At 51.5% G+C, this 16,960-nt stretch carries 13 protein-coding genes; 9 read left to right on the forward strand and 4 right to left on the reverse strand.

The window, feature by feature from the left end; translation table 11 throughout:
- Window positions 1-133 precede the first annotated feature (133 nt).
- Window positions 134-1,975, forward strand: coding sequence for an ABC transporter ATP-binding protein (locus DWB84_RS13380; protein WP_187410316.1), 1,842 nt, complete (start codon window positions 134-136; stop codon window positions 1,973-1,975).
- Here DWB84_RS13380 and DWB84_RS13385 read toward each other — a convergent pair.
- Window positions 1,972-4,269, reverse strand: coding sequence for a cadherin repeat domain-containing protein (locus tag DWB84_RS13385; RefSeq protein ID WP_187410317.1), 2,298 nt, complete (start codon window positions 4,267-4,269; stop codon window positions 1,972-1,974). The two genes, DWB84_RS13380 and DWB84_RS13385, sit on opposite strands and share 4 nt — an antisense overlap.
- A 156-nt stretch (window positions 4,270-4,425) precedes the next feature.
- Between DWB84_RS13385 and DWB84_RS13390 the strand changes: the two genes are divergently transcribed.
- Entirely contained in the window at window positions 4,426-5,217 is a 792-nt protein-coding gene (locus DWB84_RS13390; RefSeq protein ID WP_187410318.1) for a CPBP family intramembrane glutamic endopeptidase, read from the forward strand.
- On the opposite strand, the gene DWB84_RS13395 is transcribed toward DWB84_RS13390, so the two are convergent.
- Complete coding sequence (locus DWB84_RS13395) at window positions 5,214-5,615, reverse strand: cupin domain-containing protein (protein WP_187410319.1); 402 nt, start codon at window positions 5,613-5,615, stop codon at window positions 5,214-5,216. The genes DWB84_RS13390 and DWB84_RS13395 overlap by 4 nt on opposite strands.
- Before the next feature lie 12 nt (window positions 5,616-5,627).
- Window positions 5,628-6,212 (reverse strand): transglutaminase family protein, encoded by a 585-nt coding sequence (locus DWB84_RS13400; protein ID WP_187410320.1) that lies wholly within the window; start codon window positions 6,210-6,212, stop codon window positions 5,628-5,630.
- A 205-nt stretch (window positions 6,213-6,417) separates the two neighbouring features.
- Here DWB84_RS13400 and DWB84_RS13405 point away from each other — a divergent pair, with 205 nt between their 5' ends.
- Both DWB84_RS13405 and DWB84_RS13410 read left to right on the forward strand, forming a co-directional pair.
- The gene (locus tag DWB84_RS13405; protein ID WP_187410321.1) at window positions 6,418-8,337 is read left to right on the forward strand and encodes a Calx-beta domain-containing protein; all 1,920 of its coding nucleotides are present in this window, start codon (window positions 6,418-6,420) and stop codon (window positions 8,335-8,337) included.
- Window positions 8,338-8,434: 97 nt separating this feature from the next.
- Window positions 8,435-8,938: an SRPBCC domain-containing protein gene (locus DWB84_RS13410; RefSeq protein ID WP_187410322.1), complete on the forward strand. Its 504-nt coding sequence runs from the start codon at window positions 8,435-8,437 to the stop codon at window positions 8,936-8,938.
- A gap of 57 nt (window positions 8,939-8,995) precedes the next feature.
- Here the strand turns inward: DWB84_RS13410 and DWB84_RS13415 are convergent, their stop codons facing one another.
- Window positions 8,996-9,358 (reverse strand): cytochrome b562, encoded by a 363-nt coding sequence (locus DWB84_RS13415; RefSeq protein ID WP_187410323.1) that lies wholly within the window; start codon window positions 9,356-9,358, stop codon window positions 8,996-8,998.
- A 218-nt stretch (window positions 9,359-9,576) separates the two neighbouring features.
- On the opposite strand from DWB84_RS13415, the gene DWB84_RS13420 reads away from it, so the two are divergent.
- From DWB84_RS13420 to DWB84_RS13440, 5 genes are all read left to right on the forward strand, one after another.
- Window positions 9,577-11,211 carry an efflux RND transporter periplasmic adaptor subunit gene (locus tag DWB84_RS13420; RefSeq protein WP_187410324.1) on the forward strand — a complete coding sequence of 545 codons (1,635 nt, stop codon included), beginning with the start codon at window positions 9,577-9,579 and terminating at the stop codon, window positions 11,209-11,211.
- Window positions 11,154-13,370: a hypothetical protein gene (locus tag DWB84_RS13425; protein ID WP_187410325.1), complete on the forward strand. Its 2,217-nt coding sequence runs from the start codon at window positions 11,154-11,156 to the stop codon at window positions 13,368-13,370. The genes DWB84_RS13420 and DWB84_RS13425 overlap by 58 nt, the downstream gene beginning before the upstream one ends.
- 105 nt (window positions 13,371-13,475) lie before the next feature.
- On the forward strand, window positions 13,476-14,285 hold the full coding sequence (locus DWB84_RS13430; RefSeq protein WP_187410326.1) for an efflux RND transporter periplasmic adaptor subunit: 810 nt from the start codon (window positions 13,476-13,478) through the stop codon (window positions 14,283-14,285).
- 772 nt (window positions 14,286-15,057) lie between these two features.
- Window positions 15,058-15,510, forward strand: coding sequence for a rhodanese-like domain-containing protein (locus tag DWB84_RS13435; protein WP_187410327.1), 453 nt, complete (start codon window positions 15,058-15,060; stop codon window positions 15,508-15,510).
- A gap of 17 nt (window positions 15,511-15,527) precedes the next feature.
- The gene (locus DWB84_RS13440) at window positions 15,528-16,916 is read left to right on the forward strand and encodes an aryl-sulfate sulfotransferase (RefSeq protein WP_187410328.1); all 1,389 of its coding nucleotides are present in this window, start codon (window positions 15,528-15,530) and stop codon (window positions 16,914-16,916) included.
- Window positions 16,917-16,960 lie beyond the last annotated feature (44 nt).

Genomic DNA, 16,960 nt, shown 5'->3' on the forward strand with positions numbered 1-16,960 from the left:
TTGAATTTTTTGGAAGTTATTTTCTGCTTATTTTTCACTGTATGTGGTGGCGCACAGAGGGCGGAATGATTGACCTTTCCAGTGTTGCACTGGATACTCGCAAGCTTTCTCTCGACAAGAAGGATTTGGCTGCATGATGCGTTATTTGGCGTCTCGTCTCCGTGGCACCGCGAGTGTCGGACCCGGCACTCCACCTTCCAATCTTCTCGGTTTTTATTGGCATTACGTCAAGCAGACCAAATTCTGGTTCGGTGCCGTGATTGTGACCGTGCTTCTGGTTGCGCTGGCCGATATGGTCATTCCAGTGATGATCGGGCAGATCACCGCGTTGGTTCAGGAAGCGGAGCCTGTATCTGCATTACGAGAGCGTTGGCCATTGCTATTGCTGCTGATGGTGGTGATCTTGATTGTGCGGCCTTTGATACAGATGGCGGATACGGCGATTCGTCACGTGGTGGTTGTACCGGGTACCACGAGCCTTATACGCTGGCAAGCGCATTGGCATGTGGTGCGCCAGAGCTGGCCATTTTTTCAGAATGATTTTGCCGGCCGCATCGCCAACCGCGTAATGCAAACCGCCAATGCGGTGCGCGACAGCGTTATGGCCAGCATACGCGCAGGATTATTTATTGCGACTTACGGTATCAGTTCACTGGTGGTGATGTTTGTCGGTGATTGGCGTTTGGCGCTGCCGACCGGTTTATGGATGATTGGCTACGTCTGTTTTTTGCGTTTTTTTATTCCGCGTCTGCTCAAGCTCGCCAAAGTTGGTTCAGAACAGCGCTCGATTGTGATGGCGCGTGTGGTGGATAGTTATACCAATATTCTGACGTTGAAATTATTTGCCCGTGCTGAGGATGAAGATGCGCACGTGCGCGACGCTATCGATAGTCATCAGGACGCCATAGCCGCGCATATGACGATGATGAGTTATTACTTGTTTATGCTCAGTGCGATGAATGCATTGTTGATTACAGGTACCGCAGTCATCGGCGTTTATTTATGGGTAAATGGCAGTGTCAGCGCAGCGCTCGTGGCAACTGCGGTTCCGCTCGCCTGGCAAATTGCCAATATGTCCGGTTGGGTGTCATTTGAGATTGCCGGAATTTTTGAAAACATTGGCACCGTGCAGGAAGGTATGCAAAGTATCGCGGTGCCCCTGACTTTGTTGGATTCGCCCAACGCAAAAGATCTTAAAGTGACGCGCGGTGAAATTTGTTTTTCCTCCGTCGATTTTGCCTACAACGCATCAACCAAAGTGCTGGATAAATTTGATCTGCGCGTCAAACCGGGCGAGCGCGTCGGTATTGTCGGCCGCTCCGGCGCGGGTAAATCCACGCTGATTAATTTGTTGTTGCGCTTTTACGATATTAATTCCGGCTCTATTACCATCGACGGGCAGGATTTGCGCGATATAACGCAGGAAAGTTTGCGTGCGGCAATAGGAGTGGTTACGCAGGATACGTCGCTGTTGCACCGCTCTATCGCCGATAACATCCGTTACGGCAGGCCGCGCGCTACTAATGAAGAAGTGGAAGCGGCCGCGCGCAAAGCGCAGGCGCACGAATTTATTGTCGGTCTGGTGGATTGGCACGGACGCAAGGGCTATGACGCCCATGTGGGCGAGCGCGGCGTGAAATTATCCGGCGGCCAGCGCCAGCGCGTTGCGATTGCGCGCGTGATTTTAAAAGATGCGCCGATTCTGGTATTGGATGAAGCCACCTCCGCCCTCGACAGCGAAATCGAAGTGGCTATTCAGGAACAGCTAATCGATTTGATGGAAGGCAAAACCGTTCTTGCCATTGCCCATCGTTTATCGACCATCGCGCGTATGGACCGGCTGATCGTGCTCGACCGCGGACGTATCGTCGAGCAGGGAACCCATGCGGAACTGTTGGCGCTGAACGGCCACTATGCGGCTCTCTGGCGCCATCAATCGGGTGGGTTTTTGCCTGAAGATCTGCCTGAAGATTAATTCGCCAATATTGCGCAATAAAACCGCCAGCAAACATGCAATCCGGAATTGGTGCGCATGTAGTACAGCTCGTTAAAGTCGTCGACGCTGTAAAAATCTTTTGGCTGGTCGGTGCCGTGGAACACGGCAAAATTCATGTCCTGCTCCTCATTTTTGGCGATATGCCAAAAGCGCGGTAATTGTTCCGGCAGGGAAATCGCCAATACGGAATCATCGAACAACGCATCAATGCCGGCGCCGTCATCGGTGCTGCTACCGGAATCGGCGAAGCGGGAAACGGTGCTTAATTGTTGATTGTCGTTCAGCACGGATAACGAAAATTCATCCCCCTCACGGCCGAGCATATAAATGCGATTACCAATCTGCCGCACTGTAATGGGCGAATAATTAGCTGGTACATTCAGTGTGCGTTTTTCGCTTACATTGCCGCTTTGCGAATCCATAAATTGCAATGCGTATTTATTGGCTTCGCGCACCAATAACAGCAATTGATCGCTGCCGCGGAAAAAATTGCCATCGATAATTTGTCCGCTCAGCCGTTTGCTCGCGCCACCATCTAATGCAACCAACTCAAAAATATCCTGCGCTGCTGAATTGGCATTTAACTGGCGATAACGCAACAGCGCCTGGGTTCCCGCAGTATTAAAACGCGCATGCACAACCCCATAATCACCGGGTTTGGTCAGTGTCGGCTGATAGCTGCGAATGGTTTTAACACCGCTGCGCAAATCCATATCCACTAAACGGCTGGGCTCTTTTGTGGTGGCGAGGGCGCGTGCGCCGTCATGGGCGACCCAAATTCCGGAAAATCCGTTGCTGGAAGAGCCGATCCCCGCAGAGGAATCAAATACAACCGTGCGCTCGCCAGTGTTGGTGTCCACGGAAATTACGCGCGCGCCGCTGGTGGTCAGCAAAATTCCGCGTGTGTGATCCAATGCCAAAGTGGTGGGCGACAATAATTCCGCGCCACTCCCATCAAAGGCGGAATAATTGCCGGTGCTGAGATCGAGTTTGCCGATTTGATGAGTTTCACTGGCGGCGATATAGAGCAGATTATTGTCGTAAACCAAATGGCCGATACGTTTGCCCGGCAATTTCACATTCGCGCTGGTCGCGGTTTCTCCCGGCGTTAATACCTCCACGCCCGCGCCGTTTTGCGGTGCTAAAAACAGGCGTCGGCCCATATCGTCATAGGCGAGCTGCACAGGATCACTGGTCGAGAAAGCACTGGCGTATTGAATCTCCTGCACAAAGCCGGTCATGGAATCTATTTGCGCGTAACGGCCAGCAGTGGCGGCAAACAGAGTGCTGTTCAGATGATCGTAGACCAATGAGCCTTTGGGCTGACGCACTACCTCACTGTCCAGATTGTCGCGAATAGGAAATACGCTTTCGACCGCTGAGCCAAGGCGGAAAAGGGTGTTGGGCGTAGTGAACAGGCTGCTGCCGGTCATAGGGTCGTAGGCAAAGTCGCGAGGTTGCGGCGCTTCTCCGGTCCAGGGGTAGCGCTTCTGCGAGGTTCCTGTTGTGGGGTCTATCACCAGGGCTTCCAGGCGCTGCGGGTGCGGCACCACGATCTGGTTATTCATACCGTCGTAAATCAAGTACGAATGGTCGCTGATCACGTGCTTGTGCCGAATGGGAATGAATTTGCGCTCCAGCACCTCCTCGCCGCGCCAGAACACCATCTCCACCTCGAGTTCTGTGTCAGTACCGGCTTTTTCCAGGTTGATGGAACCGCTCCAGGTCATGCGCGAAGCCGAAGCCGGGTTCATAATCTCGCCGTCGACTATGACCTGGAAGCGTTCGGGATAGTCGTATTCCACCCACAGTGCAATGGGCAGACGGCTATAGCGCTCCAGCTCCAATACGGTGTTGGGTAGGGGGGAGAGCACTTCGTAGGCGAAGGCGACGTTGTTGACCTGTACCGTCAGCGGCTGGCGTGCCTCTGCGCCGCGGCTGTCTTTCGCGATGATGGTCAGCTCGTAACGATTGTCCTTGTCGGCATCCAGCGGCTCCTCAAAGTTGGGGGGCGAAACAAAACGCAGCGCTCCGCTGTGGCGATCCAGCACAAAATACTCAGCATCCTCGCCTGCCAGCTCAAATTCGACCGCGTGACCATCGGCATCGCGAGCCCGCGCGGTAAAAAACACGGACTTGTGGTTTTCATCCACTTCCACGAAAGTGCCGCTCGTCAATTCCGGCGGCGTGTTTACGCTTCTGTCTTTGTTATCGCCACAGGCAGACAAGGCCGAGGCGGCAATGACCGAGAGGAAAAAAGCACGATTACGCATGGAGCCCAGTACCATCACACAATAACAGCGGGAGCATAGCAGCCTACAAATTCAAACGCTCGTGTCAATTTCACGTTTGAGCGGGGGCGGCGAACAGCGCTGGATTCCGCACTTTATGAGTAATAGCCGACGACTAACCGAATAATAGAGAAAGTGATGCTAAAACAGCCATCCGTAATCCTGAGTGCAGGATTGATTTCCATTGCCGCCATTATCGCCTTTGTAAATTGGCTTCCACTTGTTTTGTTAATGCTATTGCCGCTTTTTGCTGCGGGTTTATATCGTGTGGCCCAGCATAAATCCGGTTGGTTGGATGGGGTATTGTGGGTGGCGACTCTGTTGCTGGGATTTTTTATTGCGATTTATCGGCCCGCCGGATTTTCCTATCCGCCAATATGGCAGTTTGAATCCCTCAGCAACTTTACTTTGTATTTGAATAGCGCCAAGGCAATTGGTGGTTATCTGGTGCTGGTTTGGTTGATTAGGGCACGAGCTCAGTCGCCCAGTCTGGCATTATTGCCGTCGCTGCTGATTGCATGTGCTGGAATTGCGCTGGTGATTTCTGCAGGAATGGGATGTGGGCTGGCATTTGCTCCGAAACTGCCGGAAGGATTTGTTTATTTTATCTTGCTCAATTTATTGGTAACCGTGGTGGCGGAGGAGGCTTTTTTTCGCTTGTTGTTGCAAAACCGCCTTGTCCATATGATGGGAAATTCGCGAGCTGCAATCCTTGCGGCTTTAGGTATTACAGCACTTATGTTTGCGCTTGCGCATACAACCATTATTGGCCCGGCATTTTTCCTATTTTTATTCGCCGGCTTTGTTTACGGTCTGGTCTACACCATCACAAAACGATTTTCCATGGCGTTGGTTGTGCATTTCGGCACGAACCTGAGTCATTTTTTGTTATTGGAATATCCCCTGCCGGCGCGGCTACTGAACTTTTAGGCATCCCCGGGCGGATTTTTTGTAAACCAGTCGACAATCATCGGCATTTGCGGCTCAAAAGGGCCGGGAATGGACAGGTTGAGAACTCCTGCGCGGGCGTCGGTGCGGTTTTCAAAATCATGGATCATGCCGCCCGGCGCCAGCACAAAAGAACCTTTTGGCGCATCGTTCCATTGCTCGCCCAATAAAAACGTCATAGTGCCTTCAATGACAAAAAATACATCGTCTTCCGGATGGGAATGTGCACCTGGGCCTTTGGTATGAGGCTCCAGCCACCATTCGGAAATGGAATAGCACGAATCTGTCTCGGCTTCATCGGCTTTAAATACTGCGCTTATGCGCCCCATGGAATATAAGCGTCCTGCACCGGGCGCGAGGATAATGGGTTTGCGTTGCATTAAATAATCTCCCTACCAGTTTTCCAAATCGGGCAAATGATTGGCGACATCCAAATAAGTTTTGGAATTTTCCAGAATTTCCACCACCTGCGGTAAAGGCTCTGGCCAATAACCCGGAATATCCGCTTCGCCTTCACTGATAATGGCAAAGGCCAATTGTTCCTGCGGTGGGCAAAATTCTGCGCTTACACCCGGTTTATTGCCGCGCGCATCTATGCGATACCAGCCGTGATTTTCTAAATAAATGGCGTTAAGACCGTGCAAACAAAATGGTGGTTTATCGTTGGCGATGGTCAATCGCTGATAACAGAGCGCTGCGGGAATATTGTTGGCGCGCAACAGCGCTGCCAATAAATGGCTTTTGGCATAACAAAAGCCTGTGCCGTATTTCAGTACGTCGGATGCGCGGCAGGTTACCGGGTTCATTTGATAGTCCCAGCTGTGCTTGATTTTATCGCGCACAAATGTAAAACAATTTTTGCCAATTTCTTCTGGCGTGTCGCAGCCACTGGCAAGCTCGGCGGCGAGGTTCATGATGTCCGGATGTTGCCAATCAATATAGTGGCTTGGCTGAAGAAATTTTTTGTCGACGGTCATTTATCTGGCTCAAAAAATAATGCGATTTATCTGATAGATCTAAAGGTAACAAAGCGAACCTGGTTTAAAGCCTGAATGTCATGTGACAAAGCCCTCAATTTTTCACCAGTAACGTTGTTTTAGGCGACATTCCGTTTACTATCTGATCAGTTCAAGGGGTCGTTCAGGCCTTGCAGTCGGGTTAGGTTTTACCGTTGGATGTTGTATGAAGTTGTGGATGATAGGCCTTTTTGTTGCTGTATGCCTTACCGGCTGCTCTGCGCAAGCGCCATCCACTATTGATGCGGATCTGCAAAGTTCTTCTACGCCCAATCAGGGCAAACCCAGTTCTTCTGAATGGCCGTATTTTGACTGGGATTCCCTGGGTGACCGGCCCGTTTCTTATAGCCGCAATCTTTGGGTCGAGGCAGGCACAAAACAATATAGCGACGAAAATCTGCTAGTGACGCTGAAAGGAGATGCGCACTCCAATAATCAATATGACATTGCACAGGTGCGCTGGTGGCAGCATTCCGGGCCGGCGGCATTCATCATTAATCCCAATCAGCTGAAAACCCAGGTTCTGCTGCCGCAGGTAGCACAGCCCACTACCGCCGTTTTTCGTTTTGCTGCGATTAATTCCAATGGTGAGGTCAATTCCGACCAGGTCAGCGTGGTGATTCAGCCGGTGGCATCGCCGGTAAAAGTTACCGCCAGCGGCATGTTGGAAGAGGAAGCCGCAATAGAATTTATGATTACCCTTGCGCAACCCGCACAGGAGGTAGTGACATTTAGTTATTTTACCGAGGACGGCACGGCGACGGCGGGAGAGGATTATCTCAGTGTCAGCGGTATTGTGAGTTTTCAACCTGGCCAAGTTCAGAAAACGATTGGCATCCAGGTATTGCAAGATAATAAAGAAGAAAATACCGAGTACTTTTATCTTCATTTAAATGGCGAAATCGCTGGCAAAAAAATCGATGTGAAACGAGTCGGCCTAATTGTTGATCCGCACTCAACGCGCAACTTTTTGTCCAGCATTCCGTACGAAAAGGATATTTCTCCCCGTATTGCAGAATCCCTTCCTGCTCTCGATGGTTTACCGAGACTGCTTTTGCAGACGGAAAATGGTGCTGATGTTCGCCTGTTGGTAGAAGATCCCTGTGGGAATATGGTGATGGCGGAGGGTGGGCAACCTACCTGCCAGGGATTTCGCCCAAATACGCAAAAAGGCCTGTTGCCAGAAAATGTGTTTTATTCTGCTTATCAGAATATTGCGTGGAATTCCGGTGCAGCTAAAGGTGACTACAAGGTTTTTCTGGAACACCTTGCCGGTGCCGCCGTGGAATATAAGTTGTTCGTATTCGGCGTGGAGAGCACCAAGGAATTTAGCGGCGTCATAGCCAATGGTGAGCGTATCGACATCATTCAGCTATGGCATGAGGGATCCATTCCGGCTGGCGGCAATCGGGTGATGGGCAATTTGGTCAATGCTACAAATGCCCAACCGATTGAACAGGCAAAAGTGCGATTTTTGCAGGATGGCAACGAAATTCTCGGTGCCTATCTCCAAGCGAATTTCGATATTTCGTTACCGGAGGGCGATTACCTTATGGAGGTTGAAGCGGAAGGTTATTTGCTTTGGTTGCGTGAAATTACCATCGAGCAGCACCAGCCGCTTAATTTGCAAATCAGCCTGTCACCTACGCTGGTCAGCGGCAGTGAAACCGCACGCATTGTGCTGAGTTGGGGCGAACATCCCGGGGATCTGGATTCTCATTTGTTGGGCTTTGGCGAATCCATGCTGCATGTGTCCTATCGCGCTATGCGAGCCGATGGTGCGAGGTTGGATGTGGATGACACAGACGCCTTTGGACCAGAGACCATTACCATAGAATCCTGGAACCGCGCTCTGTATCGCTATTATGTGGTGGATTTTTCCAATCAGAATTATTCGACCAGTAGCGCGCTTGCCAATTCCAATGCCGTGGTGCAGCTCTATATTGGCAACGAACCTGTGCAGGCGTTTGAAGTTCCGCAAGAGCCCGGCGTTATCTGGCATGTATTCGATTATCGGCCTGCGACGAATGAGCTGACATTGGTCAATAAAATGGTCGCCGATGAAACCGATCTGCTGCAGGAATAAGGATTACTTTTCTGCTGGATGTGTGGTGAATTCGACGGTTTTGGCCGTTGGTTCTGGTTAATCTGGCCTTTTGGCGTTAATCAGCCGAGGCCTATCTATGAAAGCACGACCGGAATACGTATGGGAAAAGTTCTTTCAGGAACCGCGGGAACTTATCTGGCGGATGTGGACAGATGCTGCGCTTTTTTCCGCTTGGTACGGCCCCAACGTCGAAACCGTGGTTCATGAAATGCGCGCGGAAAAAGGTGGTGTTGCGCACATCGAAATGAAATGGGGCGATAGCGCCAGTCAGTATCAAAAATTCGAATACCTCGAGGTACAACCGCAGCAAAAATTAATTTGGCTGCAATCTGCGACCGATAGTGAGTGGAATAGCCTCTACACTTCCAATTGGCCAAAAATCTTACTGGCGACTTTGGATTTCCATAAAGAGGCAGGAAAAGATTGTCTGCATTTCACTTGGTCGCCTTATGGAGATGCAAGCGATATGGAAATCGATAATTTTAAAAAGGCCCGCCTGGATATGGACGCAGGTTGGAAAGCTGCGTTGGCGTTATTTGATGAGGTGCTGAAAAATTCGTTGACAGTTGTGGAACTGTAAGCGGCGGATGACCACACTCCCAATAGTACTGCTGCGAAGTGTGGTCGGAGTGATAATTTATTTCACGCCCAATATTTCGTGATAATCCTTGCGAACCTTGCCCATTTGAGCCAGAAGGGATTTGGCCTCTTCCAGATTGCCAGCCGCTACGGCTTGTTCCAGCAGCGAGATTAATTTCGTTAATTTTTGCATGCCTTCATCAAAGGACACTTGGTCTTCCGCTTTTACCTTTTGTACTTTCGCAATTTCCACTGCTTTAACAAAGGTCATCAGTTGGGCTTGGATAGTGGCTAAATCATTGGCTTCGCGCATGGTCTTGAAGGGTTCCTTCATATCTTCCATCGCATCGTGCAATTCGTTGGAGCGCGAACAGCCGGTGAGCGCGACGAGTAAGGCCAGGCACGGCAAAAAACGTTTCATGGTATCTCCTAAAAATTACTAATGTCTCGCCGCCGAATGTAGGCGGGCAGCGTCAATTGACGCAGACCCGGCAAGCTAACTGTCCCGCCCATAAGCGTCAAGCACACTTTATCGCTTTTGAAGAATAGGTCGCCGGCGTCTATCTTTGATTGATCTATATCATGAAGTTTTTATTCCCAGATGCATTGCTTCCGGTTACATCATAGAAGGAGAGGACCTTGATCCAGCGCTGGCTCGGTCTTCTGTGCCAACTGCTGCCTGGTGTGTCAGGCGCAGTGGTGACTCGCAGGGACGGCAGTTTATGGGCCTCCTGGCCGGAAGGATTGGAGCCGGAGCCTCTGCGCGCCTTTTGCGCTCAGGTGGAAGACGTCAATTCAGAAGCCGGTAACGATGGGCTGACGCGCTTGGCTATGCCCTTGTACAGCGGCAAATTGCATGTGGGGGCGGTCGCTGTGGAACTGCCGCTCCGGGCGGACCAGCGCAGTACCACGGAGCTGCTGTTGCGTTGGTCCCAGGCATGGCTGGAATTGCTGAGCGAAAACCTGCGGGAATCACAGCGCGGCCTGGAAAAAGTGTTGCGCGTGGTAGAGCAGGGCAGTCGCTTTGCCAGCGTCAGCGAAAATGCCACTGCGCTTGCCACAGCACTGGCGGAAGAGATGCATGTGGCGCGGGTTCTGGTTGCCTTGCATTGGCGCGGCAAGGTGCGCGTGGCAGGCGTATCCGGTACGCCGACCTTTGATCACCGCAGTGACATGTTTGCCTTGCTGGAAAAGGATTTAAATTCCGCACACGAAATTCCCTCCGATAGCGAATACCGCCGCTGGCTGGCAACGCGCAATCCACCGCTGGATGCCATATCACTGCCGTTGGCAGACGGCTGTATGGTTTTGCTGTTCCCGCCGGAGCAACCGCCGAGCAACGCGATAAAAGCGCAATGCCGGCAAATTTCCCGTTTAATTGGTCCTTTATTGCAGAGTCAAAACGAGGCGCGCCAGGGATTTTTCTGGCGCTGGCAGACGCGGTTTAAAAAATGGTGCAATGAGGCAAGTGCGCGCAAAAAAACTCTGGCTTTCAGTGCAGGAGCTCTGCTGTTGCTGGCCTTTTTATGTTTTCCCGGCACTCATCGCGTCACCGCCAATGCAGCACTGGAAGGCAAAATTCAACGCGCTGTAGTGGTGCCGGAAGACGGTTATTTGCAGGAAGCCGCTATCAAAGCAGGAGAAGTGATTCAAGCAGGCCAAGTATTGGCGCAGCTGGACAATAAAAGCATTCAGTTGGAAATTCAGCGCTGGCAAGCGGAAAAGCAGGAATACGAGCGCCAGTACAATCGCGAGTTAACCGCATTGAATCCGGTGGAAATGCGCATTGCCAAAGCCAAAATTGCCCAAGCGGAAGCGCAATTGAATTTATATCGCGAACGTTTGCAGCGCGTGCGCATTACTTCGCCTATCGACGGTGTGATAATTAAAGGCGATTTAAGTCGCGCTATAGGATCGCCAGTGCAACGCGGGCAGGTGTTATACGAAATTGCGCCGCTCGATGCCTTTAAATTGGTGATTCAGGTTGCGCAAAAAAATATCCGTTATGTGCAGGAAGGGCAGAGCGGCCATGTGGTCCTGTCCGCACTGCCACACGACAGCATTCCATTTTCCGTCACTTCCGTCGCATCGGTTTACAGCGAGCGCGATAAAGATATCGTCTATCGCGTGGAAGCGGAAATCACCGGGCAATTTCCCAGCTTGCGCCCCGGCATGAGCGGCTACGCCAAAATCGAAACCGGTAAAAAACCTTATGCGTGGTTGGTGGTACATCCACTTTGGGATTGGCTGGTATTGAAACTCTGGCGGTTTTGATCGTGCTGCATATGCAACTCTCCACTGCGCGCGACGACGAACTTTGGCTGGCATTGCAAAATACCCGTCTGCGGCTGGCCAGTCAGGTGGAATTCAGTGAACAAATCCAGCGCGGCCAAGCATGGGTGGTGATTCACGATCCGGTGCGCAATCTGTTTTATAAAACCACGCCGGAAGTGCAGAAACTACTGATCAGTCTGGATGGCGAGCGCACGCTCGCGCAAATATTGGCGCAGCAACCGGAGCTGGCACAGCTGATGCGCGAACGCTCACCGGCGATGCGCACTATTGCCCAATTGCTCGAAGCCGGTTTATTGCAAGGCGATTTCAATTACGACTACGGCGAGGATATCGCCAAGCACAGGGAAAAAAAGCGCGCCCTCGGGCGTATGCGCTGGCAGCGGCCCTGGATGCTGAAATTGCCTTTGTTTAATCCGGACACACAATTGACCTGGCTGTATCAGAAGACGCGCTTTATCTGGTCGCGCGCGGGTTTTGTGGTTTGGGGCATTACGGTTCTTATAGCGGCAATATTGCTGGTGGATTATTTTCCGCATCTACAGCAATTCTGGTCCGCGCGGTTTTTGGACCCGCTGAATCTCGCCTTATTGATTGTGGTTTATCCCTGCCTGAAAGCCCTGCATGAACTGGCGCATGGCCTTACCACCAAAAAATGGGGTGGGCAGGTTTACGAAGTTGGGGTGATGTTGCTGGTATTTATGCCGGTTCCCTACGTAGATGCGTCAGCCAGTACACGTTTTTCAGACAAAAAACAGCGCATGCTGGTCGCCGCCAGCGGTGTGATGACGGAATTATTTTGTGCCGCTGTGGCATTTTTTGTCTGGCTTGGCAGCGACACCCTATGGGTGCGCGATATCTGCATGAACATCATGATCATAGGCGCCGTATCGTCGCTGCTATTTAATGGCAATCCGCTGCTGCGTTTTGACGGTTATTACGTGTTGAGCGACTGGCTGGAAATTCCCAATCTCGGCACCCGCGCCAGCGTCTATCTCAAAACTCTTTGGCAAAAAAAACTGCTCGGTGTCGAAGTCGACAGTTTTCCCCTCGCGGCAGGCGAAAAAAAATGGTTGCTGACTTACGGTGTGTTGTCCGGCGTTTATCGCTTGGTATTGGGCATTGGTATCGCGATCTATATTGCCGGCCATTATTTTTTCGTCGGTGTTTTGCTGGGCATCTGGTCGTTGTTGTTGCAATTGATTCTGCCGCTCAAAAAAGGCTTAACCGCCACTTTTTCAATTGCCAAACAGCAACGCAAATTGCCGCGCTTCTGGCTGGGGCACGCACTGCTCGGTTTAGTCGTTTATCTGCTGCTGTTTGTCGTCCCTGTGCGCCATGCGACGGATGCCCAGGGGATTATTTCGGTCGCGGGTGACCATCAAATTAAAACCGCCGCAGACGGGTTTATTCAGGAAATTCTGGTGCGCAGTGGCGAAACTGTGGAGGCCGGTCAGCCCTTGTTGATTCTGGAGAATGCCTCCCTGCCTGCCCAACTCAAGGTGATTCAATCACGTATCGCCGAGCAGGAGGTGCTGCTCAGTCATTATTTGACCCGAGATCCCGCCCAGGCGGGCTTCTACCGCGATGAATTGCAACACCTGCGGCAGGAGGAGGCCGATCTGCGCGACAGCCTTGCCAATCTCACCGTGCGCAGTGCTGTGGCCGGACAGGTGGAGATTGCGGAGGAGGGCAATCTGCCCGGCCGTTATCTCAATAAAGGCGATAGGGTCGGCCATGTGCTGGCGCGGGGCGGCTATAGCTTGACGGCGGTGGTGCCGGAGCGATTGGGCGACCGACTGTCGCGCGAGGTGCAGGAAATCCAGGTGCGCTCCCATAGCGACCCCCACACAGTGCTGCCTGGCCGAGACATGCGCCCGGTGCCGCAAGCGGGCACCCAGCTGCCCGATCCGCGTTTTGGTTCTCTCTACGGTGGCTCGATCAGTGTCGACACCTCGGATACTTCCGGCACACGCGCCCTGGAGCCGTTATTTCAAGTTGAGGTGCAACTCGATCTGAGCGCGAGCGACGCACCTCTGCCCGGGCGGGCCAACGTTCTATTTATCCACCGCAATGAACCCCTCGGAATACGCCTGTGGCGGGAGCTGCGGCTGTTGTTGCTCGATCGCTTCCAGTGGTAGGTCGTCGGAACTAGGCCAGCCGATTTCTGGCAAAAAAGGCAGAAGCCGCTATTCTCATGAAAATAATGTTTAACCGGAACGCAGTCGACCGGAAATATCCCTTTTATGATCACTCGTTGTATTTCATTTGCCTGCGCATTAGCAGTTGCTACTAGTGCCGCACCACTGGCGGCGCAAAACCTTCCGGCGGCCGACTGTGTTATTACGCCTCATAGAGTTACCGAACTCAGCAGTCCGGTTATGGGGCTGATCGAAGAAGTGCTGGTCGATAAAAGCGATAGGGTCTCGCGAGGACAAGTGGTCGCGCGCTTGGAATCCAGCGTCGAAAAAGCGGCGGTGGATCTCGCCCGTGTACGCGCCACTCTGGATTCGGAAATAGAAGAAGGCAAAATCAATCGCGAATTTGATAGTAAGCGCAAACAACGCATGGATTCGTTATACAAGCAGAAAAATATTTCCGAAGACATGCTCGATGAATTTCTGCGCGAAGAAAAAATCGCCCAGGTGCGCCTGCGCCAGGCAGAGGATCTGAAAAAAGTCCGTCAATACGAACTCGTCGGCATGGAAGCGCGTTTAGCGCAAAAAATTATTCGCGCTCCTTTTGATGGTTATGTGTTGGAGCGAATGAAAAATCCGGGTGAGTTCGTCGAAGAACAAGCCATATTGCGCATCGCCCAACTTGATCCTCTCAATGTTGAAGCGATTTTCCCCATCGAATTATTCGGCCAGATCAAAATCGGCATGACCGCCAAAATCGTTATGGAAGCCTTTCCCTCGAAAATGCAAACCGCCAAAGTTGTGCTGATCGACACCGTCGGCAATGCCGCCAGCGGCACCTTCGGCGTTCGCCTGGAAATGCCCAACCCGGATAATGCAATTCCGGCGGGGTTGAAATGTCAGGCGCAGATTCAGTAAACCATTTATAGCGCGGATAAACCTGATGACTTTCAGGGATCATCACCTGACCCCTGAAAGAGGGATTATGTTATTCCTCTACCTCAACACCTGCTGGATTCCAGTGGGTGTCCATACATTCCGAAAAATTCGGCCCCGGAACATCCGGGATGCTATATCGGACAACCTCGTTTTCATCCTTCCTCAAATACGAGTGCTTTTGATTGTAAGGAGAGCGGGTCAACTCCTCGCAATATCGGGTTACGTATTCTAATGAGCCGGGTTTAGGTCGGGGGGGACGTTCATGGTTTGCACAACTTGCGAGCGTTAATGAACCAGTTAGAAGCAAAGCCAAATAGGATATTTTCATATATCTCTTTCAAATGTAGGTTTTATGTTTGAATTCAACCGCTTTTTCCTTCAGGTTTGAATTCTTGTCAAGCGTACCACCGCAGGATAGCGGTAGGCATCACATCTAGACCGCAGGCTGGGCTAGGGGTTCTGGCTGCCGGCTCCAGCGTGTCATCTAGCGAGAGTGTTCGGCGAAACCTTTGAAAAACCCCAAGTGACTGCTGAAAGCGCCACACTTATCTGCTGATAAATCAATAGTCCGTTGATTTACGCTCACGACGGTTTTTCGTGAATTCCATATTTTTTCCTAAGGCATCCTTCAGAGCGAGCACCTTTAGCCTGTTCACCGATACTGTTTGATTCGATTCGTCACTTGGAATAGGGCTTGCTATAACGCTCGCTCATCGAGATTTTCTGTGCACAGACCTCCGGGTGAATAATCATGAAAAAACTTTTCCTTACCGTGGCATGGGCCACTCTTTGGGTGTCGGGTTCGGCTTTTGCACAACCGACCAGTGAGGCCAAGCCGCAATACAAAACCCCAGAGCTTACTCCCGCCCAAATAGATGATTGGCTGGCAAAGCCAGATAAGGTTTTGGTCATTGATATACGCCGTCCTGACGAACTGATCAAGTTCGGTAGCTTCCCGGTATTTTTGAGCATTCAATACAGCGACCTGGAAAAATACGCCGCTTTTATTCCTAAAGATCGCAGCATCATCACAGTATCCAACCACGCTGGTCGCGCCTTCAGAGCGGGTGATTTGTTGAGCGAAAAAGGATTCAAAGTCGTTGGCGCTGCCGGTTCGGAAAATTACGAACAACAAGGTGGTAAAGCGGTCAGCAAAATCCAGCCGCGCGAGCGTAATCCCGTAACAGCGGCAGCTGCTCAATAACAATTAGGAGATTTTCAGTGGTTGTGCGTGCGTTAAACCTTTTATCTCTGGGGTTGGTGTATTTGTTCTCCAACCATGCCCTGGCCATTCCCAGCGTATATCCCACAGGCGTTACGATTTACGATCCGGCAAAAGCCTATAACAGCTATGTGTTGTTCGCCGGGCAGGATCGTAAAACGCATTTGATCGATCTCAACGGCAATGAGGTTCATCAGTGGAAATACAACGGCTTTCCGCCGGTTTTTATTGATCCGGCAATTAACGGCGGCAAACGCGGGCACGTGCTGGTGCAAATCGCCGGCGAAACCGGTGGTCGGCAAAACAATTCGGTTCAGTCGATTGGCGAAGTGGATTGGCACGGCAATGTGGTGTGGCAATGGGGCGGCGCCAGTGTGCAGGACGCCTACAGCGGGGCAGGCACTGCGACAGATGCCAGCGGTTACGGCACCTCCATCCGCCAGCATCACGACTGGCGCCGCTTGCCCAACGGGAATACGGTAATTCTGGTGAATTACGTGATTCCAGTAACGGGCTGGAAAGCAGAAAAATTGCTGGAAGACGCCGTTTTTGAAGTGAATCCACAAGGCGAAGTGGTATGGAAATGGGCCGCCTTTGAACATTTGGATGAATTTGGTTTCAGTCCAAGTGCTTTGCAGTTGCTGAAAGACAGCGTAACCCGCAGCGATCCGTCGATTCCGTTTGATTATCTGCATTTCAATAATCTGTCTGTGGTCGGTCCCAATAAATGGTTTGATCAGGGCGACCAAAGGTTTCACCCGGATAATTTATTGTTCGATTCGCGCGAAGCCAATGTGATTGGCATTATCGACAAAAAGACGGGAAAAATCGTCTGGCGTATAGGGCCGGATTATCCTTCTTCCATCGGTCAGAATGCGGTGCCGCGCCCGGTCGATCAGATTTCTGGTCAGCATGATGCGCATATCATCGAAAAAGGTTTGCCCGGCGCTGGCAATTTATTGGTATTTGATAACCAGGGGCAAGCCGGTTATCCGCCCGCATTTATCGGCACACAACCGCGTTCGCGCGTGTTGGAAATCGATCCCATCAAAAAAGAAATCGTCTGGCAGTACACGGGCGCTGATTCAGGTCGGCCAGCCTACACGTTTTACAGCTCTTATATCAGCAGCGCACGCCGCTTGCCCAACGGCAATACGCTGATTGCCGAAGGCATGAACGGCAGAATTTTTCAGGTCACGCCCAAAGGGGAAATCGTCTGGGAATATATCAGCCCCTATTTCCGCGAGCCGCGCCCGGAAGATCCGCAACCGGTAGTCACCAATACGGTCTATCGCGCCCAGCCAGTACCTTATAACTGGGTACCTGAAGGTACTCCTCGCTCAGAAAAACCGGTGATTCCGGCATTTCGTCTTCCTGCAAAAAACTGAAATAGCTGTAAAGCTGAAATACTTGAAAAAAAGAAATAGAAATA

It is taken from the genome of Saccharophagus sp. K07 (assembly GCF_014336955.1).
GTDB lineage: Bacteria > Pseudomonadota > Gammaproteobacteria > Pseudomonadales > Cellvibrionaceae > UBA5868.

What these genes read in the sequence shown, in the direction of transcription:
- DWB84_RS13435 (WP_187410327.1), top strand. Translation starts at nt 15,058, where the DNA reads ATGAAAAAACTTTTCCTTACCGTGGCATGGGCCACTCTTTGGGTGTCG.
- DWB84_RS13410 (WP_187410322.1), top strand. Translation starts at nt 8,435, where the DNA reads ATGAAAGCACGACCGGAATACGTATGGGAAAAGTTCTTTCAGGAACCG.
- DWB84_RS13405 (WP_187410321.1), top strand. Translation starts at nt 6,418, where the DNA reads ATGAAGTTGTGGATGATAGGCCTTTTTGTTGCTGTATGCCTTACCGGC.
- DWB84_RS13390 (WP_187410318.1), top strand. Translation starts at nt 4,426, where the DNA reads ATGCTAAAACAGCCATCCGTAATCCTGAGTGCAGGATTGATTTCCATT.
- DWB84_RS13415 (WP_187410323.1), bottom strand. Translation starts at nt 9,358, where the DNA reads ATGAAACGTTTTTTGCCGTGCCTGGCCTTACTCGTCGCGCTCACCGGC.
- DWB84_RS13395 (WP_187410319.1), bottom strand. Translation starts at nt 5,615, where the DNA reads ATGCAACGCAAACCCATTATCCTCGCGCCCGGTGCAGGACGCTTATAT.
- DWB84_RS13430 (WP_187410326.1), top strand. Translation starts at nt 13,476, where the DNA reads ATGATCACTCGTTGTATTTCATTTGCCTGCGCATTAGCAGTTGCTACT.
- DWB84_RS13385 (WP_187410317.1), bottom strand. Translation starts at nt 4,269, where the DNA reads ATGCGTAATCGTGCTTTTTTCCTCTCGGTCATTGCCGCCTCGGCCTTG.
- DWB84_RS13380 (WP_187410316.1), top strand. Translation starts at nt 134, where the DNA reads ATGATGCGTTATTTGGCGTCTCGTCTCCGTGGCACCGCGAGTGTCGGA.
- DWB84_RS13400 (WP_187410320.1), bottom strand. Translation starts at nt 6,212, where the DNA reads ATGACCGTCGACAAAAAATTTCTTCAGCCAAGCCACTATATTGATTGG.